At 39.6% G+C, this 19,656-nt stretch carries 23 protein-coding genes; 2 read left to right on the top strand and 21 right to left on the bottom strand.

The window, feature by feature from the left end; translation table 11 throughout:
* Positions 1-275: 275 nt before the first annotated feature.
* The 17 genes from E7303_RS14320 to E7303_RS14240 form a co-directional block, all read right to left on the bottom strand.
* Positions 276-1,163, bottom strand: coding sequence for a BRO family protein (locus E7303_RS14320; protein WP_292146081.1), 888 nt, complete (start codon positions 1,161-1,163; stop codon positions 276-278).
* The gene (locus tag E7303_RS14315) at positions 1,153-1,383 is read right to left on the bottom strand and encodes a helix-turn-helix domain-containing protein (protein ID WP_292146079.1); all 231 of its coding nucleotides are present in this window, start codon (positions 1,381-1,383) and stop codon (positions 1,153-1,155) included. Before E7303_RS14315 ends, E7303_RS14320 begins: the two co-directional genes overlap by 11 nt.
* Before the next feature lie 668 nt (positions 1,384-2,051).
* Positions 2,052-2,369: a type II toxin-antitoxin system RelE/ParE family toxin gene (locus tag E7303_RS14310; protein ID WP_292146078.1), complete on the bottom strand. Its 318-nt coding sequence runs from the start codon at positions 2,367-2,369 to the stop codon at positions 2,052-2,054.
* Entirely contained in the window at positions 2,356-2,556 is a 201-nt protein-coding gene (locus tag E7303_RS14305; protein ID WP_292146077.1) for a hypothetical protein, read from the bottom strand. Before E7303_RS14305 ends, E7303_RS14310 begins: the two co-directional genes overlap by 14 nt.
* A gap of 72 nt (positions 2,557-2,628) precedes the next feature.
* Positions 2,629-2,919 (bottom strand): DUF5688 family protein, encoded by a 291-nt coding sequence (locus E7303_RS14300; protein ID WP_292146076.1) that lies wholly within the window; start codon positions 2,917-2,919, stop codon positions 2,629-2,631.
* A gap of 194 nt (positions 2,920-3,113) precedes the next feature.
* Complete coding sequence (locus tag E7303_RS14295) at positions 3,114-4,883, bottom strand: hypothetical protein (RefSeq protein WP_292146074.1); 1,770 nt, start codon at positions 4,881-4,883, stop codon at positions 3,114-3,116.
* A gap of 218 nt (positions 4,884-5,101) precedes the next feature.
* Complete coding sequence (locus E7303_RS14290; protein ID WP_292146073.1) at positions 5,102-6,085, bottom strand: hypothetical protein; 984 nt, start codon at positions 6,083-6,085, stop codon at positions 5,102-5,104.
* A 35-nt stretch (positions 6,086-6,120) separates the two neighbouring features.
* Entirely contained in the window at positions 6,121-6,888 is a 768-nt protein-coding gene (locus E7303_RS14285; RefSeq protein ID WP_292146072.1) for a hypothetical protein, read from the bottom strand.
* Positions 6,889-7,077: 189 nt separating this feature from the next.
* Positions 7,078-8,478, bottom strand: coding sequence for an ATP-binding protein (locus E7303_RS14280; protein WP_292146071.1), 1,401 nt, complete (start codon positions 8,476-8,478; stop codon positions 7,078-7,080).
* A 17-nt stretch (positions 8,479-8,495) separates the two neighbouring features.
* The gene (locus E7303_RS14275) at positions 8,496-9,260 is read right to left on the bottom strand and encodes a LytR/AlgR family response regulator transcription factor (protein WP_292146069.1); all 765 of its coding nucleotides are present in this window, start codon (positions 9,258-9,260) and stop codon (positions 8,496-8,498) included.
* Positions 9,261-9,489: 229 nt separating this feature from the next.
* On the bottom strand, positions 9,490-10,434 hold the full coding sequence (locus E7303_RS14270; RefSeq protein ID WP_292146068.1) for a hypothetical protein: 945 nt from the start codon (positions 10,432-10,434) through the stop codon (positions 9,490-9,492).
* Between the two features lie 204 nt (positions 10,435-10,638).
* Complete coding sequence (locus E7303_RS14265; RefSeq protein ID WP_292146067.1) at positions 10,639-11,271, bottom strand: hypothetical protein; 633 nt, start codon at positions 11,269-11,271, stop codon at positions 10,639-10,641.
* Between the two features lie 17 nt (positions 11,272-11,288).
* Positions 11,289-11,819 carry a hypothetical protein gene (locus E7303_RS14260; protein WP_292146066.1) on the bottom strand — a complete coding sequence of 177 codons (531 nt, stop codon included), beginning with the start codon at positions 11,817-11,819 and terminating at the stop codon, positions 11,289-11,291.
* 62 nt (positions 11,820-11,881) lie between these two features.
* On the bottom strand, positions 11,882-12,733 hold the full coding sequence (locus E7303_RS14255) for a hypothetical protein (RefSeq protein ID WP_292146064.1): 852 nt from the start codon (positions 12,731-12,733) through the stop codon (positions 11,882-11,884).
* 37 nt (positions 12,734-12,770) lie between these two features.
* Entirely contained in the window at positions 12,771-13,361 is a 591-nt protein-coding gene (locus tag E7303_RS14250; RefSeq protein ID WP_292146062.1) for a DUF6033 family protein, read from the bottom strand.
* Positions 13,362-13,381: 20 nt separating this feature from the next.
* Entirely contained in the window at positions 13,382-14,635 is a 1,254-nt protein-coding gene (locus E7303_RS14245; RefSeq protein WP_292146061.1) for a M56 family metallopeptidase, read from the bottom strand.
* A 61-nt stretch (positions 14,636-14,696) separates the two neighbouring features.
* Positions 14,697-15,089 (bottom strand): BlaI/MecI/CopY family transcriptional regulator, encoded by a 393-nt coding sequence (locus tag E7303_RS14240; protein WP_292146060.1) that lies wholly within the window; start codon positions 15,087-15,089, stop codon positions 14,697-14,699.
* A gap of 323 nt (positions 15,090-15,412) precedes the next feature.
* Here E7303_RS14240 and E7303_RS14235 point away from each other — a divergent pair, with 323 nt between their 5' ends.
* Positions 15,413-17,161: a DUF6709 family protein gene (locus E7303_RS14235; protein ID WP_292146058.1), complete on the top strand. Its 1,749-nt coding sequence runs from the start codon at positions 15,413-15,415 to the stop codon at positions 17,159-17,161.
* A gap of 79 nt (positions 17,162-17,240) precedes the next feature.
* Here the strand turns inward: E7303_RS14235 and E7303_RS14230 are convergent, their stop codons facing one another.
* From E7303_RS14230 to E7303_RS14220, 3 genes are read right to left on the bottom strand one after another with little or no spacing between them, the layout of a single operon-like run.
* Positions 17,241-17,651: a C-GCAxxG-C-C family protein gene (locus E7303_RS14230; protein ID WP_292146056.1), complete on the bottom strand. Its 411-nt coding sequence runs from the start codon at positions 17,649-17,651 to the stop codon at positions 17,241-17,243.
* 5 nt (positions 17,652-17,656) lie between these two features.
* Positions 17,657-18,244 (bottom strand): 4Fe-4S binding protein, encoded by a 588-nt coding sequence (locus E7303_RS14225; protein ID WP_292146055.1) that lies wholly within the window; start codon positions 18,242-18,244, stop codon positions 17,657-17,659.
* A complete protein-coding gene (locus tag E7303_RS14220; RefSeq protein WP_022774177.1) occupies positions 18,231-18,431 on the bottom strand; it encodes a DUF362 domain-containing protein in 201 nt (66 codons plus the stop codon). The genes E7303_RS14225 and E7303_RS14220 overlap by 14 nt, the downstream gene beginning before the upstream one ends.
* 126 nt (positions 18,432-18,557) lie before the next feature.
* On the opposite strand from E7303_RS14220, the gene E7303_RS14215 reads away from it, so the two are divergent.
* Positions 18,558-18,902, top strand: a complete 345-nt coding sequence (locus tag E7303_RS14215; RefSeq protein WP_292146053.1) for a winged helix-turn-helix transcriptional regulator — start codon at positions 18,558-18,560, stop codon at positions 18,900-18,902.
* Positions 18,903-18,917: 15 nt separating this feature from the next.
* On the opposite strand, the gene E7303_RS14210 is transcribed toward E7303_RS14215, so the two are convergent.
* A partial coding sequence (locus tag E7303_RS14210; RefSeq protein ID WP_292146052.1) for a class B sortase occupies positions 18,918-19,656 on the bottom strand: 739 nt, incomplete at its 5' end.

Here is a 19,656-nt window from a genome sequence, read left to right as displayed (position 1 = left end):
CCGCGTTTTGTGTTTTTGTTATTTTGTGGTTTACACCGCATAATATGGCATATCTTGGTGTAAAGTAGTCGGCAAAAAGGGTAAAAAACAGGGTAAAATAAAAAACTTTACCCTTCTTTTTTATTATAACGAAAAGACATCCCATATCTGGAATGTCCTTCTAACAAGAACGCCGGACCGGACAGCTTATCATCTGCCTTACATCCTCATGCAGTTTGCGACGATTTGCCTCGCTTACATAACCATATCATGAATTATCCCAAAGCAAAAGCACATCATTCTCCATTTTCATTATCATTTTCATACTCGATATCTATAATGTTCTCTATAAGCCCAACAACAGCATCATTAAGTTGCATCGCATTTTGACTTGTGATGACGGGCTTACCGGTTTCTGCCTCAATATTCTTCCTAGCATCTCCGGCAATCTGTCCGCCTCTTTTTGCTATCGTTTTGTTTTCATCAAGCCCCTGCGGATTATGTACTTTAGTTAGCTCAGTAGTAGTGGCTTCTGCCAACATATTTAATGCAAGCTCAAGAGTACTCATGTTATCTCTTAGGTTTTCTTTTTTGAGCCCTTTAAAATTCTTATACTGTCTTGTTGACATGCCTGACCAGGCTCTGGTAACTTCGTCGGTCAAAATAGCAAACTCTTTACCCTTCTCAACACCATGGCCTTTCCACTGATCGGTTAACTCTTTCCTTGCACGAATAGTCTGGAGTCTTTGATTAATCCAGTCTGCATCATATCCTAGTCTTGCATATGTTTCCAGTGCTCGGTCTATCGTAAGTTCAGGATCTATGGTCTCCTCAATCCTTTCTCGGCCAACCTGTGCAAGCCACATTTTAAATGGTTCGGCTTTTTTTGAAGGAATAGACTGAATAATTCTAAGGAGTTGCTCTGTATTTGCCACGTCAGCTTTATACCTTTTCCCATCTTTAGGAGACTTCATTTTCAGTTGGTTACAATTTGTAACCAACTGATTTCCTTCCTCCTTAAGCCTGCTTTTTAGCACTTTCCAATAGTCACGAGCTCCATCAAAGGTCTGCTGCTCAGTTAACACACCCACCACATCAACTATTGAAAAATACCACTCTTCTTCGTCTTCTACCCAAGCCGTCCTTATAGGCTGATCTTCGAATAATTGTACCTTATCTTCCATCACCGTTTTTCCCCTTTTCCCCATTACTATTGCCATCACCTGCAAGTTTTTCCATCTCGATTTTATACGCCATCAATCTCAAAAGATAATCTGGCATTTTCCTATTTCCCAATTCCCAATCCTGCAGTGTACGATACGGAATTTCAAAATACGCACAAAACTCTTTTCTCGACATTCCAGTACTGTTTCTTAATTCTATCAAATAATCTCTGCTATCCATGCAAGTCACCCCATTCATTCAATGTCTCTATACTCATTGCGTATCATTAGTATCACATACGCGATGCGTGTTGTCAATAAAAAATGTCGATCAACCATACAGTCAACCGACATTTTTATTATTGTTGTTTACCCAATTACCCTAACGACAAGTTGCAATTCAAAATATTAGATAATCAAAGCACTTCCTAAAAACAAAAAGGGTAACTCGAGGGTAAACAATATAATCTCTTAATAGAATGCTCTCACGACATGGCTTTGATCCATTTTGTTAGTACTATGCCGTGGCAAACAAATAAAACTCTTACTTTTCCCATTTTATCTACTCTTATCTTCCCTTTTCTTCACTTTTACTCATATTCTACTCATACAATTTTATCCCATTTTTACTCATATCTCCATTTATCTTTTTATATCTTCTCCTTCATTTTGAGTAAAATCTTAAGTAAATTCCACACCTTAAAAAGTACAATAGCAACCATAATTTAATAGTATCATTCCCATTTTTTAAGTCTGGCACTTTGGCACATATATCCTAATTTTAGAGAGATTGCCGAAGTTGTCCGTAGATTAAAAAAAGAACAAATAAAACACCTGTCTTACTCTCACACGGAGTAAAACAGGTGCTCACTGTAATTATTAAGTTTTTACTTAATCAGAAATATCTCGTTAATGCCTTTTTCTTCTAGGATATGATCTAATATAAATCCTCTTCTGGTTAAACACTTCATGAATTAAAATTGAATCTTTGTTTATCTCGTACACAAATGTATAACCCTTATAATAAGCTTCTCTGAAGTTCTCAAGCCCAAGTTCAGGTATTATCCTTCCTTTCCTAGCATTGCCACATAAATCTCTGGCAACACTCCTTAACTGATCAATAAAAGAATCTGCATCATCTGGGTCACCATCCCAGGCTATTGTATCCCAGATTTCATCCAAATCATCAAGTGCATCAGGAGACCATTCAAGCTCATACTCCTGCATACTGCCTTCTCTTCTCCTTAAAATGCTCGTCCAACTCGGAATCTTTTATTGTTCCTTCTTCTTGACATCTCTTACGGCTATGCTCCAATCTTGAAAGCATGTAAAGCCTATCAATCATCTGATTTTCGTCCATGTCATCTGACATGTTGTTAACTCTGTCTATTATGAGTTTTTTCGCTGTACTCATAAAATCTCCTTTCAGGCCCCCGCCCTGCAATATTATTATAACATCTTTCCATCGATAAAAAAGCTGATTCATTTAATTTTCATAAAGACTGATAACATCAATATTATCATTCTCATGCTGTTTAAACGTCCTTGCAACTTCCAATGAAATACCTTCAATGTTAGCAATATTCCTCTTATACTGCTCATAATAGCCATCCAAATAAAGCACCGGAGCAATGTTACTAAGTCTCTTCTTTACTTCAAGTCCATGGTATAGCTTTCCATTATTCTTTAAAACATCTTTGATTCCGAGCTCATAGTCATCACCTAACTCTTTATTAACAAGCTCCTTTACCTCTTCCATAAAACCTTTTAGTTCCATAAAAACCCTCCTTTAAAAATTTTGGAGGGATCAAAGAGTATACCACGCTTCCATCTTTATCAAAATAGAGGAACCCTGTTCTTCCATCAATCATAGGTTCTGTCTTTGGAGGCTTTCTTTTGTTGATGATTTTTTTGTAAAAATAATACTCTGCTCAGTATAAACAAAACAGAGTATTATCTTACTGCCGGACGTTAAGCTTCTTTTTTCCTTTGACTCAAATAATAGTTAGCCATCTCAAGATATGGGTTTCTCCATTCAGGAGCATTGGCACGCATTTCCGCATCCTTGGCATCCATATACTTACAGAACTCATCAAAGGAATAGTGTTTACTGCCACCATCATACATATACCATTTGCTGGCAGCATTGGGATCCTGTTCAAGAAGTCTTTCACGGGTAGTCTTCTGATTCTGCCTGAGTTTCTCAACGTTACGCTCAATTAACTCACCCTGCATCTTCATAAACTCATATCCGTCCATAGCTTTCTGTATCTTACCGTTTTCATAGTTCTCAGCTATGAGCCGCTTTACGTGTTCTGCTTCTGTTTCTTCCTGCTGCTTATTATCTATAGCAGTCTCCTTTGCCTCATCTATCGCTTTATCTGTATCGCCAAGGAGTTTTTCCCATTCTTCATCCGTCAGCTCTCCGAGATCCTTATCACCACTCTGCGAAGCAAATAAGCCTGCGGTCTCTTCCAGCATTTTTAGAAGGACTGACGCATCAAATGTTTCGCCTGTCTGTTCTTTTGTAAAGGATACTTTAGATCCGGAAATTGCATCGTTCCAATTGCTCTTTTTGGAAATAGCCTCATCAAGTGAAGTATACTCTGATTTTCCAAGTGGATCAGTGACCCCTTTTAACACACTGTAGCTGCCAAAAGTATATCCGGTACCTGTATCATGGGCATCTGCATACTGACAATATGCAAACATCTCAACTGCTGAGGCATTTTTAGGATCCACTTCATTTATGTTTACGTCGATATCCTTGCCACCAACATGGACTCTTACTATAGCCTCATCTGATCCAGGCTTAAACACTTCTGATGCAGTCATCACATAGTTCATATTGCCAACAGGTATGGAACTCATTCCACCAAGAGGTGTAACAACTTCTTTTAGATTTTCATTTTCACTTACTTCTACAGGTTTTTGTGCAGCGGCTTTTTCATCACCATCAATTGTAAGTGCCCCCTGATAGCTGACAGCCTGAAATCTTATCCCTGAAAACATACCAAAGCTGCCTGTATCTCCCCATACTTTAGCTCCTGCAAAAGATGTCGCATTTTCTACAGGATCAGGAGAAATGCCTGTCCCCACGCCGGAAGTCATCATTACTTCCATAAGCCTGTTTATGTGGGAAAGAAGCTGCTCTGCTCCAAGTGTACTTACTCCCATCATCTGAAAGTTGTTTATGGAGCCATTCAGCTCTGACAGATAATTCTTTTTCTCAAAGATATCGTTAGGAGCCACGTCATCTACTGCCTGCATAGCTTCATCAGCGATATCTTCTGTATCACGGATATATGCGCACAGCGCGGCAAATTCCGTAAAACCTGAGTCTGTCGGATCCACATTGTAAGGATCTATCTCCTTTGAGAACTCATTGCCATTCTCGTCTGTTCCGGTTGCAGTATATTTCCTGCTATCGCCCATCACATTGATTCTTATCTCAAACTTCTGCATCATCCCTTGATAAGAATAGGCGGTTTTGCCGTCAGCAAGTTGCGTTGATGTCATTCCTGAGTTCCACACATTTGCCGTTACAACTCGTGTATAGCCTTTCTTTGCAGGCTCTTCTTTTGCTATGGCATCCACAACCTCAGGTGAATCCTCATTTTTTTCAAGAATAGCACTCTGGAAATCATTGTTTCCGAAAGTCTGATTCGAATAATAGTGGGCACTCTGTACAAATGCACTCTGCGTGTAATAATAGTTTCCGTTTGTTATGGTATTTGGCATAAGTGTTCCTTTCTGCGGTTCATCTGTCAGTCAGAACCGCTCCACTCTCCGGAAAGGGCCAAGTGGTCAATTGATTATCAGTTGCGGCGCTTTGCTCTTTACTTTCACCTTCCTTCTTAACATAAAAAAGCCGAATATCATTAGATTTATCAATCCATTGATATCCGGCAGTTCCATCCTAACCTCTTTATATATTATCGGAAAAAGTGTTTTGCTCCTTAAGTGCCATACAACATTTTTCTATGCTCGATAGCCTTTTCTGTCAGCTCTTTATTAAGATCCTGCTTTTTCTGATAATCCTCAAGCTGTTTCTTCTGTCTCGCTGCTCTCTGAGCCCGGCGTCTTGCATTATCATTGTTGTCATTTCGCCTGCTCCGCTGAGAGCTCTCGCTGCGCATCTTCTCCAAAACTTCGTCAAGCTTCTCTGCGGCGCTCATTAGTTCTGACTCACGGCCCTTGATGGCCAAGTCAACGTGCTGAATGGTTCCGGCAGTCCCATCCTCCTTTAGAAAGATTCCTGTCTTTCTCACTTTCCCATCTAAAGCACCATCCGCACCATCAAGAGTAAATTCAGTATTCTCTGATCCCAGAAAGATAGCGCCAACACCAGATTCCTTTAACGTCCTAAGTTCATCTTTTCCATCATCAGTCTTACTCCAGACTTTGAGCTTATCATAGACCTCATCGTTTTCATCAATCCAACCATTGCCATCTGTATCGTACTTGGCAAGATCCTTAAAGCCATCACCGCTCTTTACTCCAAACAGCTCATTGCCATCATTTATCTTGTCATCTCCGTTTTTATCAAGAGCTAAAAATCCACTCCCTGACTTGGTCATTGATATTTCATCCTGCTTGCCGTCCGCATCAAGATCAAATTTAAATTTCTTATCGCTTAGAGAAGCTGTTTGACTTCCTGTGTTGATTATCAAAGGATCAAATAGATTATCCAATGGTGACGATATAGGTATAAATGCTTCATGCTCCTTTTTTCGAGCCATACTTACATCCACATCAACATTTATCTCCCTTCCATCTACAGTTTTAATATTTCCTGTTGCCTGATAATCAGTTTTCTCCTTTTCTACATGTTTTTCTACTATTCCGGCAAAAAAACCGCCTGTCCCTGCACCGCCGCTGCTCAAATCCTTTTGATAGCTGTAATTTGATTTAGAATATACATCACTACTTGCTATCTTCATATGCTGTTCACCTCATAAATTTGCACATTTGGGTTCTAGAACCATCTTGAAAACATTGATGACAGGAATGAATTGCCATATCCACCAAAGCTACCAAAACCACCAAAAAAATTTCCGGTATTGTATCTGCCATTAGATCCATAGATGCCTGTATTCATCGAATATCTGCTCGAAGTGATGGCTGCTTGGGATGTTAAAGATGCATTGTTTCTAAGCCTTTGTCCAAATGATCCGGCTTCTCCTAATATCTTTTTGACAGTAGCTTTGTCTGCTCCTTTTAATACATCTTCATCAACAGATAACTCTTCTGTCTTAGAGTTGTAACCTATGCCTATCTTTCTAAGGTCTGACACATTATTAAGCGCATCCTCCCTCATCCATCCGGCTCTATTTCTAACTGTAGTGCTTGTAGCATTTTTTGCTCCACTGTTGACATCATTGTAACCATCTACAAAATTCTTTACAGTTTTAAGAAGCTGGTCTGTGTTCTTTTCTTCATAAATCTCACTGTTTGCAAGTTTCTTACCGGCGCTTTCTACCTTTACAGCTCCATCAGCAACCTTCTGATCAGACATATATGCACTATTGTATGTGCTGTTATATGCGTTATTCATAGCTTTCACGGTATTGGCGCTTAATCCAAAATAGCTATTATTTATAGCGCCTGATGTTCGTGATGTGCCTCTTGTTCCTGTAGTCCTACTGCGATTATTAACATTAGACGTTCCTTGTCTGTTCCAAATACTGGAGGCTCCGCCTATCCTACTAGTCAGGACATCAAAATAGTTTTGCCCAAAATTCATAAAAACACCTCCTGAGTAGAGCACTTGACGAGGTTCTTCCCGAGTCTAGTGCGAACCATACCTGTGCACTTAACGAGGTACTGTCGAGTTTAGTGCAGCAGGTAGTTTCTGTTCCATATCAAGTATCGTCTATGACCGGAGGAGGTTAAATAGCTTTGACACGAACGGACCTTTTTATGTAATGAATAGTCAGTTTTTCTTCTGCCGCATTACCTTAACCTTAAAAACCTTATTTTCTGAATTGATATCCACCGCTCCAAGATATTTATCAGCGATCCGCATAACACTCTTTAACCCAAGCCCATGCCTATCTGTGTCAGAATCCATTTTCTTTGTACTGATGATGCTGTTATCAGAACCACGCTTCAATTTTCCATCAAACGAATTTTCTATTTTTATCAAGTAAAAGTTATCCTTCTGTTCCCCAATAAGTCTGATATACCTATCACCCTCCGCCACGGTTAGTACTCCATCCAAAGCGTTATCAATAAGATTATTAAGAATAATCCCCATATCCAAAGCACTGATTCCATTGTCATCAGGGAAAAGAAATTCTGCCTTAAAATCACAGTTAATGCTACCTGCCTGAGCTGCAGCCTCATTTATCACTGCATCTGTAACCGGATTGTTGGTCGCATACTGCATAGCTTCTGAGCTAAGCTCAATGTCCATTTCCCCAAGAAATTCTTTCGCATCGCTTATCCTGTCTTTTTCCAAGAAGCTCTTAAGAATCATGAGTTTGCCTGCCATATCATGCCGAAGCGTTCTTATACGGTCATGGTATTTTTCAGTATATTCAATCTTTTTCCTGATAAACTCCTGCTCCTGTATCTGCTCCTGTAGCCTAAGCTCCTCTTCTTTAAGTCTCCTGTAGCGCTGCCATGTAGCAATTGCAGACATTTCTCCGATAAAAATAAGCACAGCCAGGATTGGCAGGGTAAATCTAAGATCCTGCTTCTCATCCAGCAGCACAAAAACCTCTTTATCAAGCGGTACAACCATAACTTCTACAATAATGTAACAGATAATATATGACACAGCAGAATATATCGATAAATATAGAGCTTCAGTCCATGACATATCATACTTGACCGTACAGATTTTTCTGGTTACGAAGTATTCCAGTAACAGGAAAACAGCCAAAAATACAACCTGTAAAGCCATCAGTATAAACATCCAGTTCCATAGGTTTTCCACTGCGCCTTCCCTGGAATAATCTATAGCTGCTGTAACATAATCTGAAATACTGTTGAAAACGGCAAAATTTATCAAATGCCATACGTAGAATACGTTCTGCCAGAGAAAGAAGACAAAAATGATATGCGGTAATATCTTTTGATTATAAAAATAAAACACTGCAATTATAGTCAGAAGGCTTATTATACTGTACAGACCTTTTGTAGAATATGGAATTGCAAACAACACTATCCCTTCAATCGTGATTATAACTGACAATACAATATTCTTTGGTCTGCTAAGTGTCTCTTTATTTATAAAAAGCTCTTCAAACATTCCAAAGAACAGGCCACGGATCAGTATCATAGATACTCCGTAGATTTGTTCCATAATTCTGATATTTTCCTCTGTCATACTGCCTCCTACAATCGTCAGGATATAAACTCCATGTAAGCTCTTATAAAATCAGCATATTTGTATTTTGACATGATAAGCACATCTCCATTGTCAACCTGTACCTCTGATCTGGAGTAGCCTTTTATATGCCTCATATTAACCAGATAGCCTCTGTGAACCCTGAAAAAACTGTTCCCCAGTTCATCCTCAAAGTCATTCATCTGCCGATACACTTCATGCTTAATTCCCGGCAAATGGACAATTGCTTTTCGTCCCGAGCTCTCAATATATAAAATATCCCGAAGCTTTATATTTATTGTCCCTTTACCTGATTGTATGGATATAAACCTGTCTTCCTCATTTTGATATTTTGTCTCGCATATGAGCTGGGCATCCAGTCTCTGTAGTTCCTCAACTGCTCTGTGAAGCTCACTTTCAAATGATGCCTGGGAAACCGGCTTAAGCAGATAATCAAATGCCTTAACGCCAAATGCATCTCCCATCCTGTCCGGTATACCTGTAACAAAAATTATAAGTGGCCTAGATGCACGCATACTTTTGCCACTTGCCTCTATGCGCCTTCCAAGTTCTTTTGCTGTTTCTATTCCGTCATTTTTGCCCATAGCTATATCAAGAAAAAGAATATCTATCCCGGCGCCTGCATCTATATCCTTTATGAGTTCATCTCCACCTGAGTACTCTTTAACATCCACATCATATTTTGCCTTGCTTACCCAATCATGAAAAAGACTCCTTACATCCTCTTCATCATCGCAAATTGCTATACTGTACCTTGTCATACATTACCCTCAATTTTCACTTAGCCAATAACGAAAAAATGCTTAGCACGGACATCCATGTAAGCATTTTTTCCTTAACCCCTATATTTATATTATCATCACAGCGCTTTATATTTATATGTTTTTGTCATGAATGGACGGATTATTGTAACGAATGGACATTACAATCTGTTCTTATATCTGACTGTCTACAGTGCTACCCTTAACATCACTTGAAAGGAGGCTCAGCTTATTGAGGATGTTCTGCTTTATTCCCTTTTATCTCAGAAAACTGTTTATCGTAGTCTTCCAAAGCCTTAGCTTCATCCTCACGTTTTCTAAGCCTTTCAGCAGATCGCTCAGACAATTTCACAAACGCAGCATCCAGCGCATCAAGTTCTTCCTGAAGGGTCATCTCCCTAAGTTCACCATTATCTTTTACGAAAGACTTTCTTGTGCCATTTTCATGCCCTTTAACTATGGTATTCATCAAATTCGCATACGCCTCAAGGAGATCTTTACCGGAGTCTTCCACGGAGTAAAAAGACTTTCCATAAGAATGATTTTTAGTTTTCACGAAATTAAGCCTCTCTGAAAGCTCAATCTCATGATCAGCTTCATACTTCCCCTCAGGGTCATATGAATCCATCCAGTTAGGATTCTTTTCAGCATTGTTTGTAATCCACTTATACATAAACCTGAATCCTGCAATAATGCTCTCTGTTCCACCTTTTTCCATGGCTTCTTCGTTTATGCTCATGAATTCTTTATATGCATTCGGATCAAGTTTGCGCATCACATCTGCCATGTTAGTACCGCCCGATTTTCGCATTTCAGATAACTCTTCCTCTGACAGCACCTTTGGTCCTTCAAGAGCTGTAAATGTTCCATCCGGTATTTCCCTATGAGGTTGCTCTGGAATTGGGAGCTTACCTTTACTTGTCTCCAGGGCAGCCAAGCCATCTCCTGAAAAAGATACCAGCACATTATCACCATATTGGGATGTGATATCATTCATAACACGAAAGCTTTCTTCTTTGGACATTTTGTCCATAACCTTATTCCCATGCTCATCTGTAGTATTAAACTCATAACGCACAATGGTTTCTTTTTTACCATTTCCTGAACCATAGCTCTTTAACTGCTCTGTTCCCTTATAAAACTGACTATAATCTGAACTTACCGATAATGACATTCCGTTGCCCTCCTTATCTTTGGGAAGTCCATTTCCCATACATTCTGATTATGGAATAATTGTCTTTATCTATATATCGGATGGTACTTTCTTCTTATTATATCGATGTCATGAATAGACGTTTTTATGACGTAAATTGTCACTCTTTTTTATCGATATTCGACGGAAGAATCGATGACAGAACATCTGAATAATTGCCCGGAGTCAAACTGCTTGTTCTTTAGACGAATAGTAATCCTCAAACAGCTTATTAGCTGCATTCATGGTCTCTTTACAGATTGATGGAAGTTCTCTGCCCCAGGTCTTTGTTGCCTGTTTGAAGCCCTTTTCCATTGCTTTTTGCATCTCTTTCATCTTATCCACATCGTCACCGGCAAGGGCCTGCGCAAAATCAAATAATCTCTGAGATGTCTGCTTTACACCATAATAACCGTCCTCTGAAATATCCTTCTGTGCCTGAGCTCTGGTAGCTGCGTCAACCTTTACATTGCCACCGGCAAGCTGTTTCCAGAAATTATCTCCTGTTGCCTTTCCAAATGCTCCGACCTGCCCCTGCAGAGTTTTCTGTACTATTGCCATAAGCTGATTACGCTGCTGTTCTTCTGCAGCCTTCATCTGCTGAACTATAGCTGCTCTGTCTGTAGAAGATTTCTTTGCGATATCATAAGTGGCTTTATTGCCGGAATCGGAGTTTTTGTCATATACAGCAGCTTCTTCTGCTTTGTTTGTTTTATTATTCTGCTCTTCTTCCTTCTTTTCCTGTACAGACTGGGTACTGTTTACAGGATTGTTGTAATAACCATAATTTCCATAATTACTGCTAATACTCATACTCATTTTTAACCTCCTTGTCATCAAACTTTCACATCAACAGTCACTGAACCGGTACTTGCCGTCTTTACTTCAGCTGCGCTTGTAGGAGCGATTACTTCATCAAGATGCACTTCTCCGCTTTTGGCATCAGGTGAAGAAATAACCGCAACTTCTGCCCCATCGACAGAAACTGTACTCTCTGCAATCTTCTCCTGAAGTTCCTCAAGATGCTCTTTCCTCTCAGCGCGTTTCTTCTCTCTCTGCTCTTCAAGTTTCTCTGCTCTCTTCTGTTCCTCTGCATCTGCCTTGGAAGCTTCGTTCATGTTCTTGTTCATTTCAGCCATCTGATTCATCTGCATATTTCCGATATCAGTAGCCTTCTTTTCCACAGCAGCCAGCTCTTCTTCCTTTTTTGCTGTATCGCCGCCTCTGCCGGAATCCTGTTTTATCTCTGCTTTCAGAACGCCAGCTTTGCCTTCCATCTGCTTTTTGATTCCTTCCTGTGCTCTTACCTGCTTCATCGCAGAACTGGCAGATAAGAGAGAGCTTGTCATAACATTTGAAATAGCCATCTGCGCCTCCTTTCATTTTATTAACATTTGTTAATCATTAAGGTAAAAAATATCGCATATATTTACACTTCAATATCCATCGATCCACCGATATTCGGTTGCTGTACTTCCTGTGTTGTCATTACTGGCATATCCATTCCTCCGCCAAGCGAAAGCGATACTCCGCTATCACAAGATCCTGAAAAGTTTGCCTTTCCGGCATTTTCTTTTTCCGATTGCAATCTGTCAAACAAAGCCTTCAAATACTTAAGATCCGCTTTAAGAATATCCCTGGCCTCATCAGATCTGTGTTTCACTTTAAGTTGCTCAAGATCTTCCGGTGTCATTGTTCCAGAAAGAGCCTGCGCCATTTCATCAAGCTCTTCATCAAGTTCCACCGTTTCCTCTGCCATTTCCATCATTTCATCAGCGCTCATCTCCAGTTTTTCCATGAGGGCTTCGAATTCTTCCTGCTCAAGTTCCTTTATCTCTTCTTCAGATTCTGCATCCGTGGTGGGTTCTTCAGGCTCAACAGGAATCTCTTCCGCTCCCTCAAGATTTCTCTCAGCAGTCTCTTCCATCTTGAGGTTCTTCTTTTTCTTATCGCAGGCCCTCATGACCATTTCTGCATGAAGAATAGCTCTGAGTAGTTCTTCTTCGTCCACATCACCATTTTTGAGTTGCTTCTTTAAAAGACCTATCTTGGCCCTTATACTATTAGATACCTGCATGGCCTTGGTAGATGTTTTTGCCTGCAGGACCTGAGATGATACCTGCTTGAAGCTGTAAAGTGCTGATTTCTTTTTCTTTCCGCTTGAAGATGTTTTTCTTGGCCGTGATATAGAGATAGTACCTACATGATTGCCATTCATATCATAAAGCCTTTTGACATTTCGTTCGGTATTGCCTTTTATCTCAGTTTCCCATCCAATCATATGGCACCACCTTTCAAATCCTTTTGTTTGATGGTTACTATGCCCTTACATCAAAGCTTCCAGTTTCGTTACCTGGGCCACTTACAGACAACTTCTTTGTAAATTGGTGCATCAGATCTTCCAGATCATATCCTTTTAGCTCAATCTTCTGTAAACTCTTTTCTAATTCCTGAGCTTTGCTCTTCCTCTGCTCAAGCTTCTTTTCTTCTTCCTTCTTTTTAGCCTGATTCTCTTTAACCTTCTCAAGCCACTTATCTATTTCTGGATCTGTTCCACCACCATCTGTAACTACAAGAGTACACATAGTGCTATATTCTTCTCCAAACTCAATGGAAACAGATTTCAATGTAGAACCGTGTGCAATAGCTGACTTTTGCGCTGCAGCTATATAATCTGGTGCTTTTGCAAGTTCTCTTTCAAGCCAGGCACCAGTTTCTTCATCAGCCATAGCTTTTTTCAATAAACCACTTGTCACTGATACAGCTGCATTATTCCCAGGTTTCAGACAGCTATATTTTCCCATGAGGTAATTTGAATAATCGCGTACATTATTATACTTACCTGCTTTACTTGTATTGTTCTGAAATCCAGCACTTATGCCGGCATAATCACCAATCCGCATTGACATAGCGTCTCCTTTCCTGCGTTCTATAGCCACATGATTATCCTGTTCCAGAAATCAATTCCGCTGTATTTCTCCGTCTTAATGATTCCATCATTATCTGCTATAGTCTGTGCATTAACCCATCCAATATCGCTTCCACCGCCCATTCCCGGGAACTTGTAATAACCTCCTACTGAAAAGTAAATATCTTTTTCCTCATTTACGATCTCAGGGCACTGGCGCTTAAGCTCTGCACAATCGATGTAGATAAACTCATCATCATAAGTGACAATGGACTCGTCACGATCATACGCAAGTATTTCCATCTTTTCCTCGCTGAAAATTCCGGTAAGGTTCATAGGATTATATCTGGCATAGGAAATAGTCTTTATCCCAATTATCATCGATAGCACAAGCACTATAAACAGCAGCGTTACCATCACAATTACACTACGATTATATTTCCTGTGCTGCATTATTCTTCCTAATCTTTTCTTGAGAACCTTATAGTTATCGTCCAAGGAAAATGACAATCCGCTTTTGGCACCATATATTCCTCTTATTCCTGATAGTCTTTTAGCATTATCCAAAAGAACCTCGCCGTACTCTATCGCTCCTATATCATTTCGCTGCATCGTTACGGCATCACAGACATCTTCAAGATCCCTTTTCAAATATCTTTCACCGATATGCAGAAAAACATTGGGCCATAACAGTATTCGAATAGCCTCCAATAATAGCTGAATCCACAGGTGCCCCAGCATTATGTGTGTTTCTTCATGTTTTACTATTGTCTGGATCTGAGCATTCTCCAATCTGCTTGGAATAACAATGACTGGCTTTATACACCCTGTGCAGAAAGATGAAACGTCTCCATCAATAATCTTTACCTTAAATCTTGAAATACTCTCCTTATAGTCATCAAGGTCCCGTACTAATCTATGCAGTTTTCTTCTACGAAGTATGAGCCAAACTCCAAGGGAGATCCCAACTAGCATATACATAAGGCTGATGATCTGCCACTTGCCACAAAGTGCATACCACCAGTAAAAGAGCTTTACACCAAGCTTTGTTTCCACGTAAAAGTGCAGTTTCCCACAAAATAAACAAGGAATCATCAGCGCCCATAAAGCAGCTTTCCCAAATATGGACTTGGAAAGCAAAGTACTCCTGAGCAACATGATGATCCCTATAACGATCACTGACATAAGCGCACAAAAACCAAGTATGGTCGCATAATATACGCATACGAAATGTAAAAATTCATATAGACCATGCAAAAACTCTTGAAACGACATTCCCTGTCCTCCATAAGCTCATCCGTGAGCACATATCTGATGTCCCTAGTAAATTCCGGTTTTACTGTTTCTTAGATTTCTTTATAATAGCTTCCAGCTCTGCAATCTGTTCTTTAGTAAGCTTCTCATTTTCCAAAAAAGCAAATGCAGCTCCGGCAGTATTACCTCCAAAGTAGCTATTGGCAAAGGCCTTGCTCTTTTCACGTCTGAGTTCATCCCTCCCTTTTGTTGCAGTATAGTGATAAACCCTACTGTCGTGCGGATCAACTGTATATGAAAGAAGTCCTTTTTTGCAAAGTCTGTTGATCAGAACCCTTACCATCCTCTGCGTCATGCTGGAAGACCCTGGAAGTCTTTCTGTTATCTCTGATGAAGTAAGATCGTGATCACAATTCCATAAAGTCTCCATAATAAGCCATTCGCTCTCACTTGGAAGCATCTCTTCTCTTGGCATATGAACCTCCCACTTTTTGTAAACTCCCTCCTACACTTTAATCAGAGAATTGTTTACAATTCTCTGGCGCTGGTGTGCAGGAAATGGCTATAGTATCCCTTACACTCTTATTATCGGATAACACAAGTTAATTGTTAATAGCTGTTATCATTTTTTTATTTTTCTTTCATTTTTTCCTGATTGAATAAATCTATTTATACAACGAATAGGACACAAATGGTCCTAGAGGACGGACCATCTACTCGCTAGAATACGGGGTTGCCTAACTGAATTTCTTCAAATATAATTATCAGGAAAACGCTAACTTGGGGGAAAAAGTAAATATGAAGACTAAAAGTAACAGATTCTTACAACTTATTGGCTGTATTGTTATGTTGGCAGTAGGTTTTTTCCTGATGTCAGACATAGATACACTAATATCCAAAAACAACGGTAGTCTGGAAGACTACAATGCTGCTCTTTCCATTAACAACAATGAAGATATCGAGGATGGCTACTATCAGGTTACTATAGACGCAGTTTTTACCTGCTTTGCTACTGAAAGTTCTGGAAGCACTCCGTCAAGCTGGTATTACGCAGTTTGGCTTGATGATGATTCAATCGCCGTCCTGACTACTGATGACAAAGAAACAGTTAAAGAACTTGACAGAATATGCGATGATACCTGGGCATATCTCAATTATGAGGCAGACAGCTTTACATTAGAGCCTTGTACACTAGACATAAGCGCATCCGGGCTTATAAAAGACAGTGATCTTGGTATCATGTACAAGCAGTCACTTGAAAAACTCGGCATTACTGATGACAATTTCAGGATCAGATACTCAACACTAAGTACAAAGCCGGTTGACGATCTATTAAGCAATGTGATCATTGGTGCTGTGATCTTTCTTATCGGCCTAGTATGCACGATAGTTATATTATCTATGATCATGAAAGAAAGAAAAAATAAGCTAAGTGGTTTTGATACTCCTGTAATGCCCGGCATTGACCTGCATCAGCCCATGGCTCCTTTGGTTACAAAATCGGAAGCAAGGAAAAGGATCAGTAACCCGACTATCAAAAAGAGCTACAGCAAACTTCAAAGAAAAGCTATTCTTTGCATCGTAGCTGCCATTGTCTGTATAGCAATTCCCGGCGCAATGCTTCTATACAATCAGTATTATTCATCATATGGTGAATCAGTACAGCGCCGCGATATGCTAAGCCTTGATGGTGACACTACTGCCAAAAACAATGATGCAGCAGAACTTGTAATAACAAAAGTTCCTTCTCTTATCTATTCCTACAATGATATAAATTACTATCTTGTAGAAGATAGCAAAAGCTTCATTGTGATTCTGGATAATGAACAATATTCCAAGGCAGAAGCTTCAGTAAAAAATGACGGCAGTTTCAAGCTTATTGGTTACCTTGAAGAACCATCAAACGAAATTAAAGGAAAGCTTATAGACTACTTTGAGGAGTCACAGGGCACATCTATTAGCTTCAGTGACTATGAGGAAACTTACGGCAAATATATGTTGCATGTTCAAAGCGACTATACCGGAAGCGGTTTCCCAATGGATAAAATCAGATCAACGGCAATATTTTTTGGTATAACCGCTCTTTTTCTTTTGTATTTCGGAATTGACTTAGTTACGAAAAAAGACCTCGTACTAAAGAAATTAAGTTATCTCTCAGATGCATCCTATGCACAGATGGAAAAAGAACTTGAGGCTCCTGGAGTACGCAAATATCCTCAGAATCTGTATCTCACTGAAAATTACATTGTGCTTCTTCACTCATTTTCAGCATATAAAGATAACAGCAAAAAGGAAAATGACAGCTTGTTTATTAACTATCATGACATAACATGGATGTATCCAAGCAATATGACCCAGTATGGAAAAACTGTCAACTTGGGGATAACCGTGTATAACAAAACTTTTGGAGCAGTATCTATCCTGTCGCTTCCTACCAATGACTTTAATCAAAATATGATAAATGAAGTCTATAATATCATAAGTCAAAAGAATCCTAATATTTTGCTTGGATATAATGATAAAAATCAGAAAAGAATTGGAGCTTAACAGCTAAAAAAATCCTTTGTCCGGTGTATTTTTTATAAACACACTGGCACAAAGGATTTTTTATTGTTCTAATTTAAGTTCAAAATGGACCACTAACCTCGTCCCCTAGGACCACTTCGCCGTAGACCATCACTGCATTTCTAACGCACTCTTCGCAAGGGCAAAGTGGCTTTCCATCTGTAACGTTCTTAAGATCTCTGCACTTTATGGCACCGCATCTTCTTCCGAACTCTTCCTGGATTTGTCTTGTTTTTGCAAGAGTTCCTTTTCCCTCAGTTTTCAGGCCTGTTATCATTCCGGCTCCGATAAGTGCTCCACAGGTAGCCTCCATGTTTCCCATTCCTGCGCAGAATCCTGCTGTTAACTGGCAAAGCTGCTCATCGCTAAGTTTTGTCTCATCAGCAAGTGCCACAGCTACTGACTGCGCACAGTTGTACGTTCCGGATGTTTTCATTTCTACAGCCTTTGCTGCTCTTTCCTCTATAGTCATAATCTTTATCCTCTCTTCTCCTTAATCTTACAGATTCCCTGTGTCATTGTTCCCATTGGACAAAATGAACACCAGGTTCTCTCTTTATACAATGCCATAACAATAAGCCCAATAAGCGTTGATGTAAGCATCAGACTGTAAAATCCAAAGCCAAACTGAGCTACCCAATCAGGGAATATAGATCCATTATAAGCCCATTTCCACGGCACTTTAAAGGTCCAGAACAGCTTTATTGCTTTGCGCAAAGACCCAGCCCCTGAAAATACCAGATAGGTCTGAAATACCATTGTACCAAACATTGTTAAAAAGAATGCCAAAAATCCATATCTAAACCACGTCGATGAAATCCATGCCGGAGCCTTTTTTCTTCTGGAACACTTCAAATTTCTTCCAAGAACCCAGAACAACTGGCCTCTTCCACACATATGATTACAAAACCACTTATTTCCACCGGCTATTGCAAATATCAGAGGGAGTATGAAATCAATCATACCAAGCCAGGCAAAAAGAATATTAAAAAAGCCAAGCGCAAAATAAATAATTGTCCATATCCAAAGATAATCATACCAATGTTTCTTCTTATTTTTTGCCATTAGAAACCTCCATAACTTTTACAGAACCTGCAGGACAAGCGCCCTCACATATTCCACAGCCTACACATTTGTCATGATCGATCACTGCGTAGCAGCCTTTGAATATGCTAATCGCATCCCTTGGACACTCTTTAGCACAAACTCCACAGGCAACACATCTGTTAATATCATTAACAGCCTTTCTCATCTCCTACTTTCCTTTCTTTTTTCATAAAAAAATACTTGTTTTTTTCAGCCAATGCTTATATTGTATTAGGTATAAAAAATATATCAAGTACGCAGATTATATGTATCTGGTAAGGAAAAACATACTATGAAAAAAAACGCAAAAAAAGAGCCTTTGTGCAACAGTATTGCAGGCGAAGGCTGTGGATTAAAAAAAGTTATAAACATAGTCGGTGGAAAATGGAAGATCATGATCCTATGTGTCATCGATAACAATGAAACCGTCAGATATGGTGAGCTAAACCGCTCTATCGCGGGCATCACCAATACAATGCTTGCCAATTCTTTAAAAGAACTTGAGAAAGATGGCCTCGTAGAAAGAAAAATGTATGACGAGATGCCTGTCAGAGTTGAGTATACCCTCACTGATAAGGCCAAAAGCCTTATCCCCATTCTTCTCGAACTGAAAAAATGGGGAGAGGACAATCTCTAAAAATATGGGCAGATATTAGTCTTCTACTTTAACAGCAAACATAACAAAAAACAGGTCATCTTTCTGAGTGCAGGTGGAAAGAGTAATTATCTTGTCATCAACAGTTGGCTCTATTCCTGTGTCAATGTAGGTCTTGTACTCTATCGTATCAAGGAACTCACGCATTCTGGATGTGTTATCACCACAAACATCGTAGATGTATGAATTCTTGGGAACATCCATAAAAGCAAAGAGCATATATCTGCCACTTCCCTCAGGAGTTATGATCTGGAAATATTTGTGCTCATCTAAAAAGCCAAGGTCCTCTTTATAATTCTTAAGTGCACCAAACATGCTTCTGTCCCGCATATTGTGACCATAGATTATAGTATTTGAATCTGTAAAATCAGCTGATGATCTGTAGTCAAGGAAAATAGCTCCTGTCTCTGAGTCATTTCCATCAGCATCCTTTATGGCATATTTGGAATTGTCCTCTGCCTGCATGATTGGATAACTTATCAGATCATCCTCAAACTTTATCCAGCCAACAGCCTCTGTATGTGCCTTAATAAACTCTGAAATACCACTATCCACATATAAAGAAGCTGTGCTCTCTAATGAAGCTGCTGCATCAGCATTTTCTAAGCTTGTTTCACTAACTGCTGAATCTACATTTATCAGACTCTCTTCGCCAGATACCTCATTCGAAGCTTCAACCGTAGCTTCCTGCAAAGCCTCCTCTACAACTGACACTTCTTCAGAAGCAGCCACTACA

The organism is Butyrivibrio sp. (assembly GCF_015056685.1).
Taxonomy (GTDB): domain Bacteria; phylum Bacillota; class Clostridia; order Lachnospirales; family Lachnospiraceae; genus Butyrivibrio.
This window is presented reverse-complemented; position numbering and strand designations above follow the sequence as displayed.